Source organism: Pseudomonas mediterranea CFBP 5447, from assembly GCF_000774145.1.
In the GTDB taxonomy this organism is placed as follows: Bacteria; Pseudomonadota; Gammaproteobacteria; order Pseudomonadales; family Pseudomonadaceae; genus Aquipseudomonas; species Aquipseudomonas mediterranea.
Map to the genome: position 1 here is coordinate 263,357 of NZ_KN322981.1, position 19,813 is coordinate 283,169.

At 60.8% G+C, this 19,813-nt stretch carries 15 protein-coding genes; 7 read left to right on the top strand and 8 right to left on the bottom strand.

Annotated features, from left to right (window positions below):
* Positions 1-58: 58 nt before the first annotated feature.
* A complete protein-coding gene (locus N005_RS04170) occupies positions 59-1,231 on the top strand; it encodes an aspartate aminotransferase family protein (protein WP_047699708.1) in 1,173 nt (390 codons plus the stop codon).
* A gap of 123 nt (positions 1,232-1,354) precedes the next feature.
* Positions 1,355-2,089, top strand: coding sequence for a YiaD family glycine zipper/OmpA-like lipoprotein (locus tag N005_RS04175; protein ID WP_047699666.1), 735 nt, complete (start codon positions 1,355-1,357; stop codon positions 2,087-2,089).
* Between the two features lie 180 nt (positions 2,090-2,269).
* Here N005_RS04175 and N005_RS04180 read toward each other — a convergent pair whose 3' ends face one another.
* Positions 2,270-4,162 carry an alkaline phosphatase D family protein gene (locus tag N005_RS04180; RefSeq protein WP_047699667.1) on the bottom strand — a complete coding sequence of 631 codons (1,893 nt, stop codon included), beginning with the start codon at positions 4,160-4,162 and terminating at the stop codon, positions 2,270-2,272.
* A 238-nt stretch (positions 4,163-4,400) separates the two neighbouring features.
* Complete coding sequence (locus N005_RS04185; RefSeq protein ID WP_047699669.1) at positions 4,401-5,396, bottom strand: TRAP transporter substrate-binding protein; 996 nt, start codon at positions 5,394-5,396, stop codon at positions 4,401-4,403.
* A 174-nt stretch (positions 5,397-5,570) separates the two neighbouring features.
* Between N005_RS04185 and N005_RS04190 the strand changes: the two genes are divergently transcribed.
* The gene (locus N005_RS04190) at positions 5,571-6,083 is read left to right on the top strand and encodes a type VI secretion system amidase effector protein Tae4 (protein ID WP_047699671.1); all 513 of its coding nucleotides are present in this window, start codon (positions 5,571-5,573) and stop codon (positions 6,081-6,083) included.
* Positions 6,080-6,307, top strand: a complete 228-nt coding sequence (locus N005_RS04195) for a hypothetical protein (RefSeq protein WP_047699674.1) — start codon at positions 6,080-6,082, stop codon at positions 6,305-6,307. Before N005_RS04190 ends, N005_RS04195 begins: the two co-directional genes overlap by 4 nt.
* Before the next feature lie 249 nt (positions 6,308-6,556).
* Here N005_RS04195 and dctM read toward each other — a convergent pair whose 3' ends face one another.
* The 3 genes from dctM to dctP all read right to left on the bottom strand — a co-directional run bounded on the left by dctM (position 6,557) and on the right by dctP (position 9,530).
* Positions 6,557-7,840 carry a C4-dicarboxylate TRAP transporter large permease protein DctM gene (gene dctM, locus N005_RS04200; RefSeq protein ID WP_047699676.1) on the bottom strand — a complete coding sequence of 428 codons (1,284 nt, stop codon included), beginning with the start codon at positions 7,838-7,840 and terminating at the stop codon, positions 6,557-6,559.
* Complete coding sequence (locus N005_RS04205) at positions 7,837-8,469, bottom strand: TRAP transporter small permease (RefSeq protein WP_047699710.1); 633 nt, start codon at positions 8,467-8,469, stop codon at positions 7,837-7,839. The genes dctM and N005_RS04205 overlap by 4 nt, the downstream gene beginning before the upstream one ends.
* A 65-nt stretch (positions 8,470-8,534) precedes the next feature.
* Positions 8,535-9,530: a C4-dicarboxylate TRAP substrate-binding protein DctP gene (gene dctP, locus N005_RS04210; RefSeq protein ID WP_047699677.1), complete on the bottom strand. Its 996-nt coding sequence runs from the start codon at positions 9,528-9,530 to the stop codon at positions 8,535-8,537.
* Between the two features lie 213 nt (positions 9,531-9,743).
* Between dctP and N005_RS04215 the strand changes: the two genes are divergently transcribed.
* Positions 9,744-10,115, top strand: a complete 372-nt coding sequence (locus N005_RS04215) for a PH domain-containing protein (RefSeq protein ID WP_039592153.1) — start codon at positions 9,744-9,746, stop codon at positions 10,113-10,115.
* 43 nt (positions 10,116-10,158) lie between these two features.
* Here N005_RS04215 and N005_RS04220 read toward each other — a convergent pair whose 3' ends face one another.
* The 3 genes from N005_RS04220 to N005_RS04230 form a co-directional block, all read right to left on the bottom strand.
* Positions 10,159-12,465 carry an Orn/Lys/Arg family decarboxylase gene (locus N005_RS04220; RefSeq protein WP_047699680.1) on the bottom strand — a complete coding sequence of 769 codons (2,307 nt, stop codon included), beginning with the start codon at positions 12,463-12,465 and terminating at the stop codon, positions 10,159-10,161.
* Positions 12,466-12,702: 237 nt separating this feature from the next.
* The gene (locus tag N005_RS04225; protein ID WP_047699681.1) at positions 12,703-13,107 is read right to left on the bottom strand and encodes a DUF488 domain-containing protein; all 405 of its coding nucleotides are present in this window, start codon (positions 13,105-13,107) and stop codon (positions 12,703-12,705) included.
* A gap of 308 nt (positions 13,108-13,415) precedes the next feature.
* The gene (locus tag N005_RS04230) at positions 13,416-16,712 is read right to left on the bottom strand and encodes an ATP-binding protein (protein WP_047699683.1); all 3,297 of its coding nucleotides are present in this window, start codon (positions 16,710-16,712) and stop codon (positions 13,416-13,418) included.
* 205 nt (positions 16,713-16,917) lie between these two features.
* On the opposite strand from N005_RS04230, the gene N005_RS04235 reads away from it, so the two are divergent.
* Both N005_RS04235 and N005_RS04240 read left to right on the top strand, forming a co-directional pair.
* Entirely contained in the window at positions 16,918-18,840 is a 1,923-nt protein-coding gene (locus tag N005_RS04235; RefSeq protein WP_047699685.1) for an MAC/perforin domain-containing protein, read from the top strand.
* A 68-nt stretch (positions 18,841-18,908) separates the two neighbouring features.
* Positions 18,909-19,763: a hypothetical protein gene (locus tag N005_RS04240; RefSeq protein ID WP_047699687.1), complete on the top strand. Its 855-nt coding sequence runs from the start codon at positions 18,909-18,911 to the stop codon at positions 19,761-19,763.
* Positions 19,764-19,813 lie beyond the last annotated feature (50 nt).

Genomic DNA, 19,813 nt, shown 5'->3' on the forward strand with positions numbered 1-19,813 from the left:
TTATCCAGCAAAGGTGGCTAACCATACTGGAAAAAACCACCTGATGGAGTTCGATGTCATGACCGCCGCCTGCCTGATGACCACCTACCAACCCTTGGCCCTGAGTTTCACCCACGGGCTGGGGACGCGCCTGTGGGACCAGGACGGTCGCGAGTACCTCGATGCGGTGGCCGGTGTGGCGGTGACCAATGTCGGTCATTCCCATCCCCGGCTGGTGGCCGCCATCAGCGAGCAGGCCGGTCTGTTGCTTCACACCTCGAATCTGTACAGCATCGACTGGCAGCAACGGCTGGCGCAAAGACTCACCCAGTTGTCGGGATTGGAGCGGGTGTTTTTCAATAACTCGGGTGCCGAGGCCAACGAGACCGCGTTGAAGTTGGCGCGTCTCTACGGCTGGCACAAAGGCATTGAGCAGCCCTTGGTGGTGGTCATGGAGAACGCCTTCCATGGACGCACCCTGGGCACCCTGTCCGCCAGCGATGGCCCGGCGGTACGGCTGGGTTTCAACCGCTTGCCGGGGGATTTCATCAAGGTGCCGTTCGGCGATCTCGCCGCGCTGGAAGACATCCAGCAGGCCCACGGTGAACGCATCGCCGCGATACTGGTGGAGCCGATCCAGGGTGAGAGCGGTGTGCAGATGGCACCGCCGGGCTACCTCAAGGCTTTGCGGCAGTTGTGCTCCCGGCGTGCCTGGTTGTTGATGCTCGATGAAATCCAGACCGGCATCGGCCGCACCGGCCAATGGTTCGCGTTCCAGCACGAGGGCATCGTGCCGGATGTCATGACCCTGGCCAAAGGGTTGGGCAATGGCGTGCCTATCGGCGCGTGCCTGGCGCGGGGCAAGGCGGCCGAGCTGTTCACGCCCGGCAGTCATGGCAGCACCTTCGGTGGTAATCCACTGGCCTGCCGGGTCGGTTGCACGGTGTTGGATATCATCGAAGAGCAGGACCTGGTGGGCAATGCCAGGCGTCAAGGCGAGCAGCTGCTCGGCCGGCTGCGGGCGGAACTGGCGGACAACCCGAACGTGCTGGCGATTCGTGGCCAGGGATTGATGATCGGCATCGAGCTCAAGCAACCGGTCCGCGACCTGGCGCTTTGCGCCGCCCGGGACCACGGTCTGTTGATCAATGTCACCCGCGGCAAGACCATCCGCTTGTTGCCACCGTTGATGATCGATGGGCGGGAGATCGAGATGATTGTCCGGGGGGTAAGCCGCAGCCTCGTCCAATGATAAAATCGGCCTGAGCGAAGCGCAGCGTGACGGAATTTTTGACGTTTGCTGCGTTCCAACGCCAGCCAGAGTCGATTGCCCATGCCCTGGCACATCAGACTGAAAACCCAGGAGCTTGTCCCCATGTTCACCTCGCGTCGCTTGATCGTTGTCGCTACCGCCGTGGCCCTGTTGTCCGGCTGCGCGTCGCCTAACCCATATGACAACCAGGGCCAGGCTTCCACGGACTCTTCAGGGATGAGCAAGACCGCCAAGTACGGCGGCCTCGGAGCGCTGGCCGGCGCACTGGCCGGTGCGGCCATCGATCACAACAATCGTGGCAAGGGCGCATTGATCGGCGCCGCAGTCGTGGGTGCTTCCGCCGCAGGTTACGGCTACTACGCCGATCAGCAGGAAAAGAAATTGCGGGCCAGCATGGCCAACACCGGTGTTGAAGTGCAGCGCCAGGGCGACCAGATCAAACTGATCATGCCGGGCAACATCACCTTCGCCACCGACTCGGCGAACATCGCATCGAGCTTCTACCAGCCGCTGAACAACCTGGCCAACTCCCTCAAGGAGTTCAACCAGAACCAGATCGAAATCGTCGGCTACACCGACAGCACCGGCAGCCGCCAGCACAACATGGACCTGTCCCAGCGTCGCGCCCAGAGCGTGGCGACCTACCTGACGTCCCAGGGCGTCAGCGGCGCCAACCTGAGTGCCCGCGGGGCTGGCCCGGATAATCCGGTGGCCAGCAATGCCGACGTCAACGGTCGGGCGCAGAACCGTCGCGTCGAAGTCAACCTCAAGGCCATTCCAGGCCAGAACTACCAGGCACCGGCGCAGCAAGGACAGACTTACCAACAGTACCCATGATTGCCTGACGGCAAATAAGAACGGGGGGCCATGGAAACATGGCCCCCCGTTTTCTTTTCCATCCTGCGCCGATCCTGTGGCGAGAGAGCATGTTTCCATCGAATCTGGCACACCACACATCCACTGTGGGAGCGAGCCTGCTCGCGATAGCGGTCTACTTGAGTCGACGAAGTCCCGCCTTCAACGCGGCCCCAGCATCCGCGTCGGCGGCTTGCCGTTGGCGTTGTGCTGGTAGATCTGCTCCGGCTGGCCTTGCTCATTGAAAAACACCTGGCCGATCCCGGCCGAGTTCCACAAGCGCTCACCCGCCTCGGCATGTTCCGGCGTGTGGGGAACGATGCGCATGCGTCGGCGCTGGGTGAACCAGTTCAGGGGCGAGCTTGGGGCGTAGAGCCAGCGGTTCAGGCGGTCGAACCATTCCAGCAGCACCGGCGGGAATTCATTCTTGATGCCGCTGCTGGTGACCTGCCATATCCGCGGGCCGCCCTTGCGGTGGGGAATCAACACTTCGTAGACGAAGGAATAATGCACGTCCCCTGAGAGCACCACGTAGCTCCCCGGTGTCCGCGAGTGTCGGAAAATGTTCAGGATCACCTGGGCCGCGCCGCGGTGGGCCATCCAGTTTTCCGCGTCCACCAGCAGTGGATAACCACACCAACTGAACACCCGCTGCACGGTTTCGATCAGCTTCACCCCGAAGATCGGGGCCGGCGAAACGATGATCGCCGAAGGGTGGTCCAGCAGTTCCTGTTGCAGTTCGCTCAGGGCTTCCCAGTCCAGCAGACCGGAGGGATGCCTGAGGTTGCGTTCGCTGCGCCAGCGGCGGGTGCGGGTGTCGAGCACCACCAGGGCCGGGGTGCTGGGCAACACGTAGTGCCACTGCTGGAAACCGAGCAAGGTATCGATCAATTTGTCCTGGGGGCCGCTGTCGAGGTAGCGGTCCCGTGCCGTGTCGCTCAGGGCCACGGTCTGGCGGACCAGATCCTTGAACGCATCCGGGTTGTTGCCCCAGCCCTGGCAGAGCATGTAGGCGATCAATGCGTTGCCGATGATGCGCTTGGAGAACGGGTGGCCGTAGGCCGTTTCTTCCCACTGTGCGGACAGATTCCAGTCATCGGTGATGTCGTGATCGTCGAAGATCATCAGGCTCGACAGGTGCGCCAACACCCGCGCCACGCCACCCAGGCCGGCCTTGAAACCATCGATGCGTTGCTGCTCCAACCCATAGCGCTGGCGTCGCTCGGCGGTCAGCTCGGGTGGCTGTGGGGCGATCAGCGTCCAGGGCACGGGCGACCAGACCAGCAGGTACATCGCCATGACCTCGGCGAAGGTCACCAGGTGATTGTCGGCGCTGCTGCTGGTGAAGATCGGCTTGCGCGCGCCGCCGAAAAATCGCTCGCGCAGGGTTTCGTTGCTTTCCAGGGCAGGCAAAAGATCGGCGCGATGGTAGTAGCTGGCCGGGTGTCGATAGAGCCGGGCGCTGTCTTCAACCACTGCGCCATCCAGACATTCCTCGAACAACCCCAGCCGCTCGATCAGTGCATGAATCGCTCGCAGCATCGGCCCGGCGACGTCATCGGCATAGACTTGATCGCCGCTCATCATCAACAGTGCCGGCCGTTGCGCTGGGGTTTGCGCGAGCAGCCGGTCGACACAGAGCAAACCGTCGTTGGCCGGGTGATGAGGCTTGCGACACGAGCCGTGGACAACTTGCCCGATACGCGAATGCAGCACGAAGTTCGGCCGTTTCGCCTCGCCATACAACAGGTGCGGCGCCCACTCGGCGATGGGCGCGCCGTCCACCAACAGGTCGTATTCAAGCGCGACATCCTGGGGCAATGGCTGGTCGAGCCGGACATCGATCAGGTGCACGAACGCTTGCTGCCCCACCGGCACCACCGTGCAGTGGTCGCCGTCCAGCACCAGATCGCCGACACCGTCCACCCACAGCGTCAACGCCAGCGACCGCGTCCCCACCAGCCACATCACCAGCCGCATGGGCTCCAGTCGCCGCAGCAGCGGACCGACCAGGACGGGGGGCAGGGTGGTGGAGATATCGGCGGTGGACGGCATGCGCGGGTAAAGCTCTGGTTCAGAACGAGAAGGGGATCATAACGCAATGCGCTTTGGTGCTGAGGCAGAGGGGGTACATTGCTTTTGTGGCGAGGGGATTTATCCCCGCTGGGCCGCGAAGCGGCCCCACACAGACTGCCTGACACACCGCGAGTTCAGGATTTGGGGTGCTATGCACCCCAGCGGGGATAAATCCCCTCGCCACAGGAGAGCGATATTCAGTCGATCAGCAGTCCGGTCACTGAACCTGATTGGCCGCCTGCGCCGCCTTGAGCAGGTCCGTTCCGATCTCCTTCTCGAACTTCGCCCACACCGGCTTCATCTTGTCCCGCCAGGCGTTGCGCTGTTCCGGCGTGAGGGTAATGATCTCGGTGGTCTTGGCGTCCAGGACATGCTGCTTATCCTGCTGGTTCAACCGCTCTGCCTCACCGTTGGTATAGGTGGTCACTTCCGCCACGATCTTGTCCAATTCGGCGCGGATATCCGGTGGCAGGCCATTCCAGAAATCGGAAGTGGTGATCCACATGTAGTCGAGTGCGCCGTGGTTGGTTTCGGTGACGTACTTCTGCACTTCATGCAGCTTCTGATTGTAGAAGTTCGAATAGGGGTTTTCCGCGCCATTGACGACGCCTGCGCGCAACGCCTGGTACGCCACGGAGAAAATCATCGGCTGCGCCTTGGCGCCGATTGCCTTGAACTGTTCCTCCAATACCGCGGAAGTCTGTATCCGGAACACCAGGCCACGGGCATCCTCGGGCATGCGCAGGGGTTTGTTGGCCGACAACTGCTTCATGCCGTTGTGCCAATAAGCCAGGCCGGTGATGTTCTTGCTTTCCATGGACTTGAGCAGCTTCTGGCCCTCGGGGCTCTGCTGAAAGCGCTCTACAGCGGCCATGTCGTCAAACAGGAACGGCAGGTCGAACAACTGCACCGTCTTGGTGTACTGCTCGAACTTGGCCAATGACCGCGCGATCATCTGCACATCCCCCAGCAACAGGGCCTCCATTTCCTTGTCGTCGTTGTACAGGGTGGAGTTGGGGTACACCTCGACCTTCACCTTGCCTGCCAGTCGCTCCTCCACCAGCTTCTTGAACATCAACGCGCCCTGGCCCTTCGGAGTCTGTTCGGCCACGACGTGAGAAAACTTGATCACGATCGGTTCTGCCGCCATCGCGGTGGCCCATGCGCTGAGGGTGAGGATGCAGAAGAGCGTTTTCCATATCGGCTTGAGCATTGCGGACTTCCCTTTTTATTTGTCTTTATCGTACGTTCTCGTTCAGAACCCGGCGTACAGCGGACAACGACAAGTCTAGGGGAAAAAACCGGCTGCAGGATGCCTCTCCAAGAGAGGTGCTCGGTATCTGCTAGGCTACGCTGTCAGAATCGAGGAACCTAAGGAAGGGGCAGCATGTTTACATTCGATAAATTATGGAATAGCCATCCGCAGATATTCGGAGATGCCGCGCCCTGCAGAACCAAGGGCGCCAAGAACTTCAGCGACCAATGTGCGATCAGCCTCGGCGTAGCCCTGCGCCGCGCCGGTGCCGACATGAGCCAGCTCAAAAGCGTGCGTCATTGTTGGCAACACCCCAAAAGCGAAGGGCACATATTGGCCGCCGAAGAGCTCGCCAACGCCTTGACCCGCGCCAGGATTCCCGGCTTGCAGCCCATGAAGACGGTCAAAAGTGAAGACTTCGAAGATGCCCTGAAAGGCCAGCAGGGCGTTATTTTCTTCAAGGACTTCTGGCGTCGGGCAAATGAAACCACTGCCGGTCGCAGTGGTGACCACATCGACTTATGGAATGGTCGACGCTTGACGGATTGGATGAGCTACGTGCGTATACAGATGGGTTTTTCGATCGAAGGTACGTTTTCGGATTTCCATGACTCCAAGGACATATGGTTCTGGAGGGTCATATGAACGTCATCAAGGGAACGTTGTTTGTCCTCCTGATCATTGTCTTGGCCGTCGGGGCGTTCAATCTGGTTTTCATCGCGGTCGGCAACTACTTTGGGCCGTTCTACGAAAGTGAGGCGGATCAGAGCCGTAACTTTGCAATCTGGTTGTTCGGTAATGTCGGGGTGGTGATCATCGCGGCGGTGGTCGCGGTCTTCTGGAATCGCCGGCGCAACCGTCGAATCTGACCACGCCACAGCATCGCAGGAATGCTTCGGCACCCACAGGTCACAGCGACGCCCTGAAGGGCGCCGCTGCAAGGCTGAGACTCAAACCTTTGCAGGGTTCTGTTTTTGCGGATCAATGCCGCGAGGGCGATGAAGTGCCGATCCCCGGCGATGAAGTCAACGCGATGGTTCTGGAACCGAGGCGTCTTTATCGCGGGCAAGCCTTGCTCCCACAGTCGATCGGCAGTTCGGTCACTGAGCCTGGTTGAATCAACTCATCCCCAACCAGTTCGGCAACACCAGCGAGATCCATGGCACATAGGTAATCAGCACCAGGAACGCCAGCAGGATCATCAACCATGGCATGGCCGCGCGGATGGTGGCAGGCAAGGACATGCCGGTCACCGCCGAGGTCACGAACAGGTTCAGACCCACCGGCGGTGTAATCAACCCAATCTCCAGGTTCACCACCATGATGATGCCCAGGTGGATCGGATCGATGCCCAATTGCATGGCGATGGGGAACAGGATCGGTGCCAGAATCAGGATGATTGCCGATGGCTCCATGAACGCGCCGGCAACCAGCAGCACGATGTTCACCACCAGCAGGAACGTCACGGGCGTGAGCCCGGCATCGATCACCCATGCCGTGATTTGCTGGGGAAGCTGCTCAGTGGTCAGCACATGGGCGAAGAGCATGGCGTTGGCGATGATGAACATCAGCATGATGCTCAGCTTGGCCGACTCCAGCAGCACCTTCGGCGTTTCACGGAACGTGAGGTCCTTGTAGACGAACAAGGCGATGAACGCTGAATACACCGCAGCCACCGCAGCCGCTTCGGTCGGAGTGAACATCCCCGAATAGATCCCGCCGAGGATGATGATCATCAACAGCAGGCCCCACAGCGCTTTGCGTGCCGCAGACAGCCACTCGCGAAACGTTGCCCGGGGCAGGGCCGGCAGGTTCTTTTTCACGGCGACGATGTAGATCGCGATCATCAGCACGACGCCCAGCAGCACCCCGGGAATCACACCGGCCATGAACAGTTTGCCCACGGAGGTTTCGGTCGCGGCGGCATACACCACCATCACGATCGAGGGCGGAATCAGGATTCCCAGTGTCCCGGCGTTACACACGATGCCAGCACCGAATGCCTGTGGATAACCCGAGCGCACCATGCCGGCAATGGCGATGGAGCCGACCGCCGCCACCGTTGCCGGGCTTGAGCCGGACAGTGCCGCAAACAGCATGCATGCCAGTACCGCGGCAATCGCCAGGCCGCCGCGGATGTGGCCGACACAGGCGTTGGCGAAGTCGATCAGCCGTCGCGCCACGCCGCCGGTGGTCATGAACGCGCCGGCCAGCAGGAAGAATGGAATGGCCAGCAATGTGTAGTGCTCGGACGTTTCGAACAGCTTGATCGCCAGGGAGCGTACCGAGTCCGGGCTGAAGAAAATAATGGTCAGCGAGCCGGCCAACCCCAACGAGATGGCAATAGGCACGCCAATGAACATCAGCACGAACAGTGCCACGAACAGGAAGGCAATGGTCATGGCTTGTCTTCCTCGTGCTCGGTCAGTTTGATGGCCTCCGCCGCTTCATCGGCCAGGCCCAGTCCCGTCTGGCGATTTCTCAGGATGCGCACGAGGATTTCCGCGAAGCGGATGAACACCAGGGTAAAACCCACCGGTACGATCAACCCGATGTGCCATTGCATGATGCCGAATTGACCCAGATCCTCGGCGCCGATCTGCGCGATCATCAACGTATTGATCCATTCATAGCTTGCCACCGCCAGCAGTCCGGCGTAGGTCAGGCAGAACAGGCAGGCGATCACCCCGATAAAGCGTTGTACCGGCTTGCTGGCCAGTTTCACCAGCGCATCGACGCCGATATGCCCGGCGGTGCGCACGCCATACGACAAGCCGAAAAAGATCAGCCAGCCGAACAGCGCCTTGGTCAGCGAGCTGCTCCAGGTCATGGCCTGGGCCATATTCATGATGCCGTCGCCAATGGCGGATGCCGGTTCACTGACGGCAGACCAGTTGTCGCCGATGCTGTAGAAGACGCTGTAGAGGTTGTTGAGCACCACATAGACGAAAGTGATCAACGTCATGGCGGCTAGAAGGAAGGCAATGAAACCTTCCTCGAAGTGTTCCCAGATGCGCCGAAAAGCGTTCATGGAGGACATCTCCTGCAGGGGGATGACAAGCCGGCGCTGCCAGGGCGGCAGCACCGGCCAACCCATTACTGAGCTTTATTGGAGGCTTCGGCCGCTTTGATCAGATCAGCACCGATGTCGCCTTCGAACTTCTTCCACACCGGTTTCATCTTGTCGCGCCATTCGCCACGCTGTTCAGGTGTGAGCGTGATGATTTCGGTGGTTTTGGCGTCGACGATTTTCTGCTTGGCATCCTGGTTCAGTTGTTCGGCTTCCTTGTTTACCTGGGTGGTGACTTCCTTGATGATCTTGTCCAGTTCGGCACGGACATCGGGTTGCAGGCCGTTCCAGAACGTGGTGTTGGTGATCAGCATATAGTCGAGTACACCGTGGTTGGATTCGGTGATGTACTTCTGAACTTCATGCATTTTCTGGCTGTAGATGTTCGAGTACGGGTTTTCCGCACCATTGACCACGCCGGTCTGCAGGCCTTGGTACACCTCGGCAAAACTCATCTTGCGCGGGTTGGCGTTCACCGCCTTGAACTGTTCCTCCAGTACGGCCGAGGCCTGTACCCGGAACTTCAGGCCACGGGCATCCTTGGGTTCACGCAGCGGCTTATTGGCCGACAGCTGCTTCATGCCGTTGTGCCAATAAGCCAGCCCGGTGATGTTCTTGCTTTCCATGGACTTGAGCAGCTTCTGCCCATCAGGGCTCAACTGGAAGCGGTCCACGGCAGAAATGTCGTCGAACAGGAACGGCAAGTCGAACAACTGCACGCTCTTGGTGTATTGCTCGAACTTGGCCAGCGATGGCGCAATCATCTGTACATCGCCCAGCAGCAAGGCTTCCATCTCCTTACCGTCACCGAACAGCGAGGAGTTGGGGTAGACCTCCACCTTCACTTTGCCCGGGAGTCGTTCTTCCACCAGCTTCTTGAACAGCAACGCTCCCTGGCCCTTGGGCGTTTGTTCGGCCACCACGTGAGAGAACTTGATGATGACCGGATCAGCCGCCATGGCCGTGCTCAATGCACTGAGGGCGAGGGTACAGACGAGTGCTTTCCAGATTGGTTTGAACATTGTGGGGATACCTCGTTATTTTTGTATTTATCGTGCGGGCTCATTCAACCCTAACGCACGTTGGGACAGTTGCAAGTCTAGGCAGAAAACCGCCTGCCGGTGGAAGCCCTCTTTCAGTCCTTGTGAGATTCGCTTCAACAGCCTCAGAATCCCATCCGCCAGCCTCCACTGGCCGGGTGACCTGGAATACTTTTCAACTCGAAGGATTTACGGATGATCGACTTCAACAACAAAGGCTTCTTCAAACTCAAGCAGAACGACGAATACGCCGAGCGTGTCACGGCCCTGCTGCTGGACGGTGAACAGGTCATCGACGCCTACAAGTCCATGCGTGACGGCGTGGTCTTCACCAACAAGCGCATCATCGCGGTGAACGTGCAAGGCATCACCGGCAGCAAGAAGGATTTCACCTCGCTGCCCTACAAGAACATCGTGGCCTACTCGGTCGAAACGTCCGGCACTTTCGATCTGGATTCCGAGTTGGAGATCTATTTTTCATCCCTGGGCAAGGTGAAGTTCGAGTTCACCGGCAAGACGGGAATCGTCGAGATCTCGAAGGTGATTTCCCGGCATCTCCTGGCTTGACCTCAGCCGCCGGAGGGAAGGGCGCCAGGAGACGGCGCCGTCCTCAATCGAAGTCCTTCCCATCGGACTTCAAAACCAGTAACTGATAAACGCCGTTTTCCACTTCGATCCCATGGGTGTCATGGGTGAAGCCCGGGAAGGATCTGTCGAAGGTCTCCAGCGCTTTCAGATAAATCAACAAAGGTCCGTCCGCGGGGCCGGCGTTTTCCCCCGGCATCAACAAGGGGATACCCGGTGGGTACGGCACGATGCCGGTGGCGGCGATGCGTCCCGCGGCGTCCTTCAGGGTCACCCGCTCGACATCGTTGCGCACCAGTTTTTCGTAGGCCTGCACCGGGCTGAACACGGCTGTGGGCAACGTGCCGAAAGCCTGGGCCATGGTCGAGGTGGTCTTGTTCTTTTTCATTGCGGCGAAGATTTCATCGGCCAGGTCCTTGAGCCCCATGCCGGCGTAGCGATGCTGGTTGGCGGTCAGCAGGTCCGGCAGGCACAGCTCCAGCTCGGCGTTTGCGTCATAGTCGCGCTTGAAGTCGAGCAGGGCGTTGACCAGGGTGCCCCATTTCCCTTTGGTGATGCCGATGGAGAACAGGAACAGGATGGTGAAGTCGGTGGTCTTCTCGACCACGATGCCCTGATGTTCCAGGTAAGCCGTCAGGACGCAGGCCGGGATGCCGAAGTCGAGCAGGTTACCATCGTCGCCCATGCCGGGGCTCAACACCGAGACCTTGATGGGGTCGAGCATGCAATAGCCGTCTTCGATGTCGCCGAAACCGTGCCAGACCTCGTTCGGGTGCAGCACCCAGCAGCTCGGATCCGTCTTGAGCAATACCGGATCCACCGCATGGAACGGCATCTGGCTGGCCCCAACGCGCACCGACGGCGGCTGCCAGCAGGTGAAGAACCATTCCTGCTTGCTCGACATCTCGTTGTGCATGCGCGACAGGACCTGGCGAAATGCGACGGCTTCCTCGATGGATTCGCTGGTCAGGATCTGTCCGCTCGGTGCCTCCATCATGGCCGAGCTGACGTCACAGGAGGCCATGATTGCGTAGTTGGGCGACGTCGAGGCGTGCATCATGAACGACTCGTTGAACCGCCCGTGTTCGATCGGGTTGCGGCCATTGCGCACATGAATCATCGAGGCCTGGGACAAGGCTGCAATCAGCTTGTGTGTCGACTGGGTGGCGAACACGGTCGGCTTCGAATCGTCGTGATCGTCGGGCTCGCCGTGCATGGCGAAGCGGTCGCGGTAGAGCGGGTTGAAACGCGCGTAGCCGTACCAGGCTTCGTCGAAATGCAGGCGGTCGACGCTTTGCCCGAGCAATTCTTCCACACGGGTGACGTTGTAGGTCAAGCCGTCGTAGGTGGAGTTGGTGATGATCGCGTGAACCGGTGTCGGGTCGATGCCTTTCTTGACCAGGGGGTTATTCGCGATGGCCGCTTTTACTCCCTCGGCGCTGAGGGTTTGCGGCAGGATCGGACCGATGATGCCGTAGCGGTTGCGGGTGGGGACCAGATAAGTGGGCAGCGCGCCCGACAGGGTCATCGCATGTTCGGCCGACTTGTGGCAATTGCGGTCACAGAGGGCGATCTGGTTGCGGGTGACGCTGGCCATGAGGATCACGCGGTTGGACATCGAGGATCCGTTGGTGACGTAGTACGTGCGATGGGCGCCGAACACCTTGGCCGCATAGCGTTCACCCTGGCCGATGGGGCCGCTGTGATCCAGCAGCGAACCCAGCTCCCCGACCGAGATGGACAGGTCGGAACGCAGCAGGTTTTCCCCGAAGAACTCGTAAAACGCCCGGCCTGCGGTGCTCTTGAGAAACGCCGTGCCGCCTGCATGGCCGGGAGTGTGCCAGGAGTATTCGTAGGAACTCGCAAACCTGACCAGAGCACCGAACATCGGGGGCAGGGAGGCTTTGCGATACCGCTCGATGGCCGCCAAGACACGCCCGCTGAGGAAGCGGCTGGTGTCCTCCGGCAGCCAGATGAAGTCGTCGGCGTATTGCATGACCACCAAGGGAATACTGGAGGCGCTGCTGCGATCGCTGATCAGGAAAACCGGGACCCGGGTATTGCGTTCACGCAGATTGGTCAGCAGCTTGATGCATTCATCATGGTCCTCGCTGTCGTCCATTTCCCAACTGAGCAGGACACATTGAATGGCCGGGTCCGAATTCAGGATCGACGTGGCGTCGCTCAGGGATTCCGACACCAGCAGGCTGATGGCCCGCTGCTCCACGTCGCTGATCAGTTGAAGCAATGCTCGACCGAAGACCGTGCGTTTATCCGGCGGGCTACTGACCAGCAGGGTGAGCATCCCGAGCGTGTGCTTGTTATCCGTCATGGCAGAGCCCCGAAATGGCTTTATACAAGTGGTTCACCGGTACTGGCTCGTCTTTGAGATGCTGGGCGCTGATCAATGCGCCGGGCATCAACGCTGTTCGCCGGGTGGGCGACATCTCTGCCTCATTCAATGCGTGGTAAAGACATAGCTATAGCTGAAGATAGAGATGTCGCAAGGCTTGCCGTAGCGCGTTCCGATGGCCTGTCGAGCCGAAAAGCCTTATAGATCACGCCAGTTTCAGTGGTCCGGAAACTCAGGCAGATAACAAGCCGGCGAACTCATCTCTCCCCGTTTCTCCACCTCATCCTCCAGCCATTCGGCCAACACCACGGCATTGTTTTCAGTGATCGAGCGGGCGGCGTAAACCAGGGTGAGATTGCCGTTGCGGGCAATGTCCACCAGCTTCCACCAATGCTGCGGTTGCGCACCCAGTTCCTCGCGATAGGCCGTTTTGAACTGATCGAAGGACATCTCTCCGCCCTTGAATGCCTTGCGCAGTTTCGGAGACGGCGCGACGTCCTGGAGCCATGCGTCGATGATCAATTCCTCCTTGCGACAATTGCGCGGCCACAGGCGGTCGACCAGCACGCGCCGGCCATCGTCGGGAGCGGGCGCTTCGTAGGCGCGTTTGCATTGGATCATGACGGCCGGCCTGTCGAGGGGACTGGGTCAGCATAGGCCTTGGCGGCTGGGTTATCACGGGAGAAAAGTCGATACCAGATGAGATGCCGACGGAGCGGACGCAAAGATGCCCTAGCAAACACGGCACCTGTGGGAGCCGAGCTTGCTCGCGATGGTCCGACATTGATGCAAGCTGACCCAACGCCATCGCGAGCAGGCTCGCTCCCACAATGGTTCTGTGCAGGCGAGAGATTTGTGTTCACCACGAATCCCTGTGGGAGCGAGCCTGCTCGCGATAGCGTGGGTCCAGCCAATGAGGTTCCGCGGCGTCACTGAATATCCAGCTGCTGCCACAACCGTGGCATCGTCGCCACGAATCCGATCTGCTGCGCCTCGCGTTGAATCCCTTTCAACGACTCCTCCTTCGTTGGATCACCCCGCAACCATCGGCCCGCCACATCGATCAGCCGCACATGATGACTGACCCACGCGCACGACGCGGACTCGGGCAACGCCGCCATCTGCTGCCCATGCCGGATTGCCTGTTCGGTGTTCCCCGCCAGCAGGCAGGTTTCGGCGGCGGCCACGCGAAAGCGCAGGGTGTTGTGGGCGAGGCAGGCTTGGGTGAGTTGGGTTTCGCCCTTCGATAGCGCCTGTTCGCTGAGTTGCGGGTCGTCGACCATCATCGCCAGGCTGCCGTAGATCCAGGGTCCGATATAGCGCTGCAAGTCGAAGCGTTCAACCAGGCTTGCCGCGTCCATGATCAACGTCTGCGCCAGCTCGCGTTCGCCCTGATGCAAGGCCACCCGTGCCAGTCCTTCGAGCAGGATCGCTTCGAAACGGCTGGCGCCCAGGTTGCGTGCCAGCTCCAGGGCGCAGGTCAGTTGCTGTTCTGCCGACGCCGGCTGAGCACTCGCCACCAGCACCCAGGAGGCAGTCAGCCGCGAGAACACTTCTGCCCGATGGTTGCCGATCCTGCGTCCGCATTCGATGGCATCCGTGGCGTCGCGCAACGCCAGGTCCGGCTGGCCCAGGTAGAACTGCGCCGAGCCGCGGGCGCTGCGATTGCCTGCTTCCACATCCACCAACCCGTGCCGTTCGCACAGGCGCACGCATTGGTCGAAGACTTCGTAGGCGGTCTGCATGTGTCCCTGGGCGTAGTAGGAGTCACCGATCCCGCTCAGGGCCTTGGCCTCGGTTTCCAGATGCCGGCCGATCCTGGCAAAGGAAAGCGCCTCTTCGTGCAAGCGACGACACTCGACATAGTCCCCGCGTGGGAAATAGATATTGCCGTGCAACTGATACAACCGGGCCAATGCCGTGTGGGCGCGCAGGGCCTGGGCGACGGGCAGCGTGTCTTCGATCAGGCGTTCTTCTTCGTCCAGGCAATCGAGGGTATTGAGGATTGCCGCCAGCCCGAGCGCCGCCTCGATCCGCTCCTGCGGTTGCTCCGCCAGTTCCAGCGCCCGCTGGAAATGTTCCCGCGCCTGCGCCGTCTGGCCCAAGCCTGAACAGGCCTGGCCCGATATCAACGCAAGGGGGAAGCTGTTGCGGGTGCGTTCGACGAACAGCGCACATTGGCGCGCCAGCGCGAGCACGCTGTCGTACTGACAGGCGAGGCGTTTTTCGCCCATGGCCGCGAGCAGCGCATCGAACGCCGCCGGGTCGTTGGCCCGCAGCAGATGCTGGGCATGGAGCACCCGGTCGCGCTCTCGGTAGAGTTGCGCCACCGTCCGGTGCAGTTGTTCACGCAGCACGTCGGGGATCGCGTCGTAGAGGCAATGCATGACCAGGTCATGGACGAACAGGTAGCTGCCCGGCTCGACTTCGCGCAGCAACCCTTGGCGCATGTCCGCCGTCGGCAGGTAGTCAGGCTGTCCAAGCGCCTCGCGCCAGAGTGTCAGTTCGAAGCGATTGCCCAGCACCGCGGCGTAGTGCAGGGCGCGGCGCTGGTGCGAAGCCAGCTTGTCAAAACGGCTCTGGATCAGATGCCGCAGGCTGTCGGGAACCACGCCTTCCTGGCTCGCCAGCAACTGCGTCAGGTACAGCGGGTTGCCCTGGGCGCGGATCACGCAATCGGCCCGGTAGCGAGGGTCGACATCAATGAACTGATCCGCCAGGGCAGTGGCCTCCCGTGCCCGGATCGGCGCGATATCGAGCAGGCTCATGGGGATGTTCGCGTGCTTGCGGATGGCGCTTTCCAACGGGTCGCCTTCGGGACGGGAGGTCAGCAGCCAGACGATAGGCGCTTCGTCCGTGGCATCGAGCAGTTTGCCCAGCAGCGCAAACAATGCGGCGTCGCCCCAATGCAGGTCTTCGAGGCAGATCAGCAAGGGCTGTTGCACCGCCGTTCGCCGCAACACCTCAAGCAGGGCCAGCAGCAGTCCCTGGCTGCGGGCCGGATTGCTCATCGCCGCATACAGGGCCGGCGGCTCGGCGGATGCAACGGCCGTCAGGACGTGAAGGAACATCCAATGTTCGGGCGCCACTTTAAGGCGGGACAACCCGGCCTCCAACTGCGCGGCGTTGATCGGCGTAGCGCCGGTTGCACCCAGCACGCTGCCCACCAGCTTTCCCAACGGCCAGAGGCTGTTGTCCATGCCGAAGTCCAGTACATCGGCGCGGTGACAAGCGAAACCGCTTTGCCGGGCGATGTCGGCAAACTCGCTGACCAGCCGCGTCTTGCCGATGCCCGCCATGCCGCGCACATAGACCACATGGCCGTCCTGGCATTCCTGGGTGGCCTCGATCACGCCTTTGAACTGCAACAACTCAATGGCCCGCCCCACCAACGGTCGGGACGCGTTTTCGTCGAGGCTGCGCTGGCGCCGGCACTTTCGATAGGCGGGAAACGCCTCGTCGGCGGGGGAGAATTCGAATCGCGAAGCGAGTTGTTCAAGCAAGTTCTGCGCGACATACACCGGCGCGTGACCATGACGCTCCGACAACGGTTGTTGCGCCAGCAGCGTTGCATCGTCCTCTCGTGTCGCCGTTTCGCCGCCCTGGCGCACCAATCGCAGCAACAAGGCGTGCCCCGGCTTCACGAATTGCTCCCGGCTCAGCGCCAGTGCACATAACAGGCCGCGCTCGCTGTCGCTGCGGTAGGCCTGGGGCGAGCCGAACCGGGCGATGACGATAGCCTGCGCGATAACGGGGGCTGCGCCGCCGAACTGCCGGATCAGGCGTTCGATGTCATCCGCCAACACCTCGGGCTCCCCCTCGATGGCAAAGGACAGTTCCAGCACATAGCGGATAACCGCGTCGTCGGCCTGCTTCAGCGTCTGTTGCACCAGGGCCTTTTCATGCAGTTCGGTGACCGACTGCTCGATTTCCACCAGTATCGTCGACACGGACGCAGCCAATAACGCACTCACGTCGACATCGAAGGCTGTCGCCAGGTGACGGGCTGTGCGGTAGAGCACCGGTTTGCCGGTTTCGGCGCGTTTGATGGAAGCGATGGACACGCACAGGTGCCGGTTCAGGCAGGCTTCGGCCAGGGTTTCCTGGCTCAAGCCATGTTGTTTGCGCAGCCTTTTCAACAACGCGGCGTCCAGCTGTACACGGCCGTCGGACACCGAAGCATCGCGCTTGGGTGGGGCTGGGAGCACGTGGTGTCTGGAGTCCATGTTGATCGCCAGGGGAAGGTCAACGGCAGACGCTCGAGTCTACTCCACTCCATCTGCCGCGTTAATGAAAAGATGGCATTTTGCCTGATACCAAACTGATACCGGACTGACACCGCTCTGGACTGTCGGCTCAGCAGCGCTCTCCTGATACTGAATCCCGTCAATTGGCATCAGTTGATACAACCTGAGCGATGGGAGAAAGGCGATGAACGAAGGACTCCAAGGCAGCGCAACTGATCTGCGGGATATCGGCGGCTCGCAGTTATTGGGACGCGGCCTGAACCGGCTCGACTGGGCCGGCGAGAGGCAGGAGTGTCAAAAGGTCGGTGATACCGAGTCGGGTAAACGGGCCGTACCCTACAAAGACACGTCCTATAACGTGGGCAAGCACGTCACCATGAGCACCGTGGTCGCTCAGGACAACTACACGGTCGAGACGTTTTCTTCCCGCGACGATTATGAAAGCCATACCCAATCGAGCGTCGAGGCGGCTGGTAAATACGGTGCCTTTTCCGCGGGTTTCAAAGTCACGTTCGGCAGCGACATCAAAACCTTCGAGGAGCGTGAGGCCGCTCTCTACAGCCACACGGTACGGCTGTGGAAACTGACGCTGGCGGTCGACCCCAACAATGCCACCGAGGTCTTCAAGACACGTGTCGAGGCCCTGCCCAAGGCGTTCGACGAGGACAATCCGCAGCCGTTCTTCGACTTCTTCCTCGCCTTCGGTGTCGATATCGTCAGTGAAGTCACCGTCGGCGGCTCGCTGAACTACGCGATGACCGCGCTCAAGAGCTACCTCAGCCAGACCAACACCCTCGATGCGATGGTCAAGGCCGAGTACGGCGCTTTCGTCAGCGGCAGTGCCTCGACCTCGATTTCGGAAACGGTCAAGAAAAACCTGGCCCATCGCAAGGCCAACCTGACCACCCGGGGCGGCACCCATTCGATCAACTTCAATTCGATGGATCCCAGCAACTGCAACGCGGACTTCAGCAAATGGCGCGAGTCGTTGGCCGACGATCCCACGATCGTGGAATTGAACCTCTCGCCGGTCTATTACTTCATCCACAGTGGTGCAACCCGCTCGGCAGTGGAACAGGCCTACCGGTGGTACACCAGCTACAAGGCGGAAATCAAAGCGGATTGGCAGGAGTCGACGATCGTTCTCGGTCGTTCCAATCGGCTCAAGGCATCTGTCGCGGCGACAACCGGCCCCGCCCTGCGGCTGGTGTTCGTCGACAAAAAGACCAAGGAAACCCACGAAACCTTTCACACCCCGCCGGCAGCGGATGCCTCCAGCGAGGACTTTGAACGGTTCTGGGCTGCGCTGGCCTCGCTGGTGAAACAAAAAAGCGGGCACAGGCTGTTGATGGCCACTGAGCGCTGGCCTCGTGACAAGCGTTACTACCCGGGACGTCACATGCGTGAGGCGCTGCAGCAGAATGGCGCCAGCGAGAAGACGCTCCAGCGCTGGGACGCCCTGACCAAGTACATGGCGCCAAACCCGTTGGCCGGCCTCACTTATGTGCTGGCGGGCAACGACCTGGAAACGCCGGGCGTCGACGGGCTCGTCGCCGGCTTCGGCCAGGCGGGCAAAGACCTCAACCCAACGGTGAAAGTCTCGGCGCGCCTGTGTCATGACTCGTTCGGCAACGTCAAAGTGGTGCAGACGGAAAAGACCCAGGAAGACCCGTGTACGTTGCTGTACATCGTGCGCAACAACACCGACTCCAAACCGGCCCTGGCCACCGACCCGCAGAACAAGACCCGTATCGCCATGCAAACCCCGGACAGGCACAACCTGGGGCAATACTGGTACATGCCCGAGCTGGAAAAACCCTATCCGGAAATCAACCACCCGGTGCTGCTGATCAACTACGAGACGGGCACCTGTCTGCAAGGCATGCATGACCAGAACGACTGCCGGCTCAAACCCATCGAAGCGGGGCGCCAGCAAGACGACGTGATCTGGGATCGGCGTGGCGACGACGTGTTCCATCTGTTGCTGGTGCACTACTGGATGAACGCCATGTGCCTGACCCAGGTCGAGAAGCGCGCCGCCGTCAGGCCATGGCGCCTGCCCCACGGCATGGACTGGTTCCGCGAGGCGCATCGTCCGTATAGTTGATAACCAACAGACAGACCCGGCTGTCCGGCCGGGTCTCCCGTGCTTTCCTGCGTGAGTGGTCCCCGACGATGCAAGTCTTCAACAGTGTTCCCTTTATCGGCGAGGGCGCGGAAGCAGCGCTCGATCCGCGAACCTTTCCTTATCTGTACAACGACCATGGCCTGGCCCAGCCCAGCGCCTACGTGCGCGGCAAGCTGATTTCCCTGACACCTGAGAACCCCGACCTGCTGCTGGGCGCCCGCTATTCCGGCATCACCTGGTGGGACCGTGAAGTGCCGACGAGCACCGGCTCCTATCGGATCAAGCAATTCGACTTCCGCGCCAAGGAAGTGCGCTACGAGCCCATCTGGGCCACGAAGGAAACGGCACAAGCCTTCGGCATGACCCTGCTCGCCAACGGCGAATGCCTGCGTTTCGAGTACGACCAGTTGATCCTGGGCCAATACACCTACGGCAAATGGGCCGGCCATCAATCCCCGTATCTGGGGCCGGAGCGCATGCGTGAACTGCTGACCTACAGCCCCACCGACCTCGAATACCACAACTTTCCCCACGCCTTTTTCTCTCGCTACGGACGTCTGCCCCTGGTCATCAGCGTCGCTCGCTGGCGGCCGGCGGCACGGGAGATCTACCTGGCCGACCTGTGGCTGCGCCCTGGCGACGCGCTGGTCCTGCCACCCAAACACTATCCCGACATCCCACCCAGCGACGCCGGTGGGCTGGAGAACTGGCCGGTGGCGGTGGACATGCATGGCAACAGGAACTCGGCGTTGGCTTGCTGGTTTGGAGAGGGGGAGGATAGCTTGCTGACGGAGACGATATTGGCGAATTCGGCGCTGATGAAGTCGCCGGTGGGGAGGCCGCATTATCACGAGGAGAAGACCGCGACACGGCATGAGATGCCGGTGGGTTATCGGCTGTAAAACGGCCTGGACACGGATGTTGAATGTGCCGACGCCATCGCGAGCAGGCT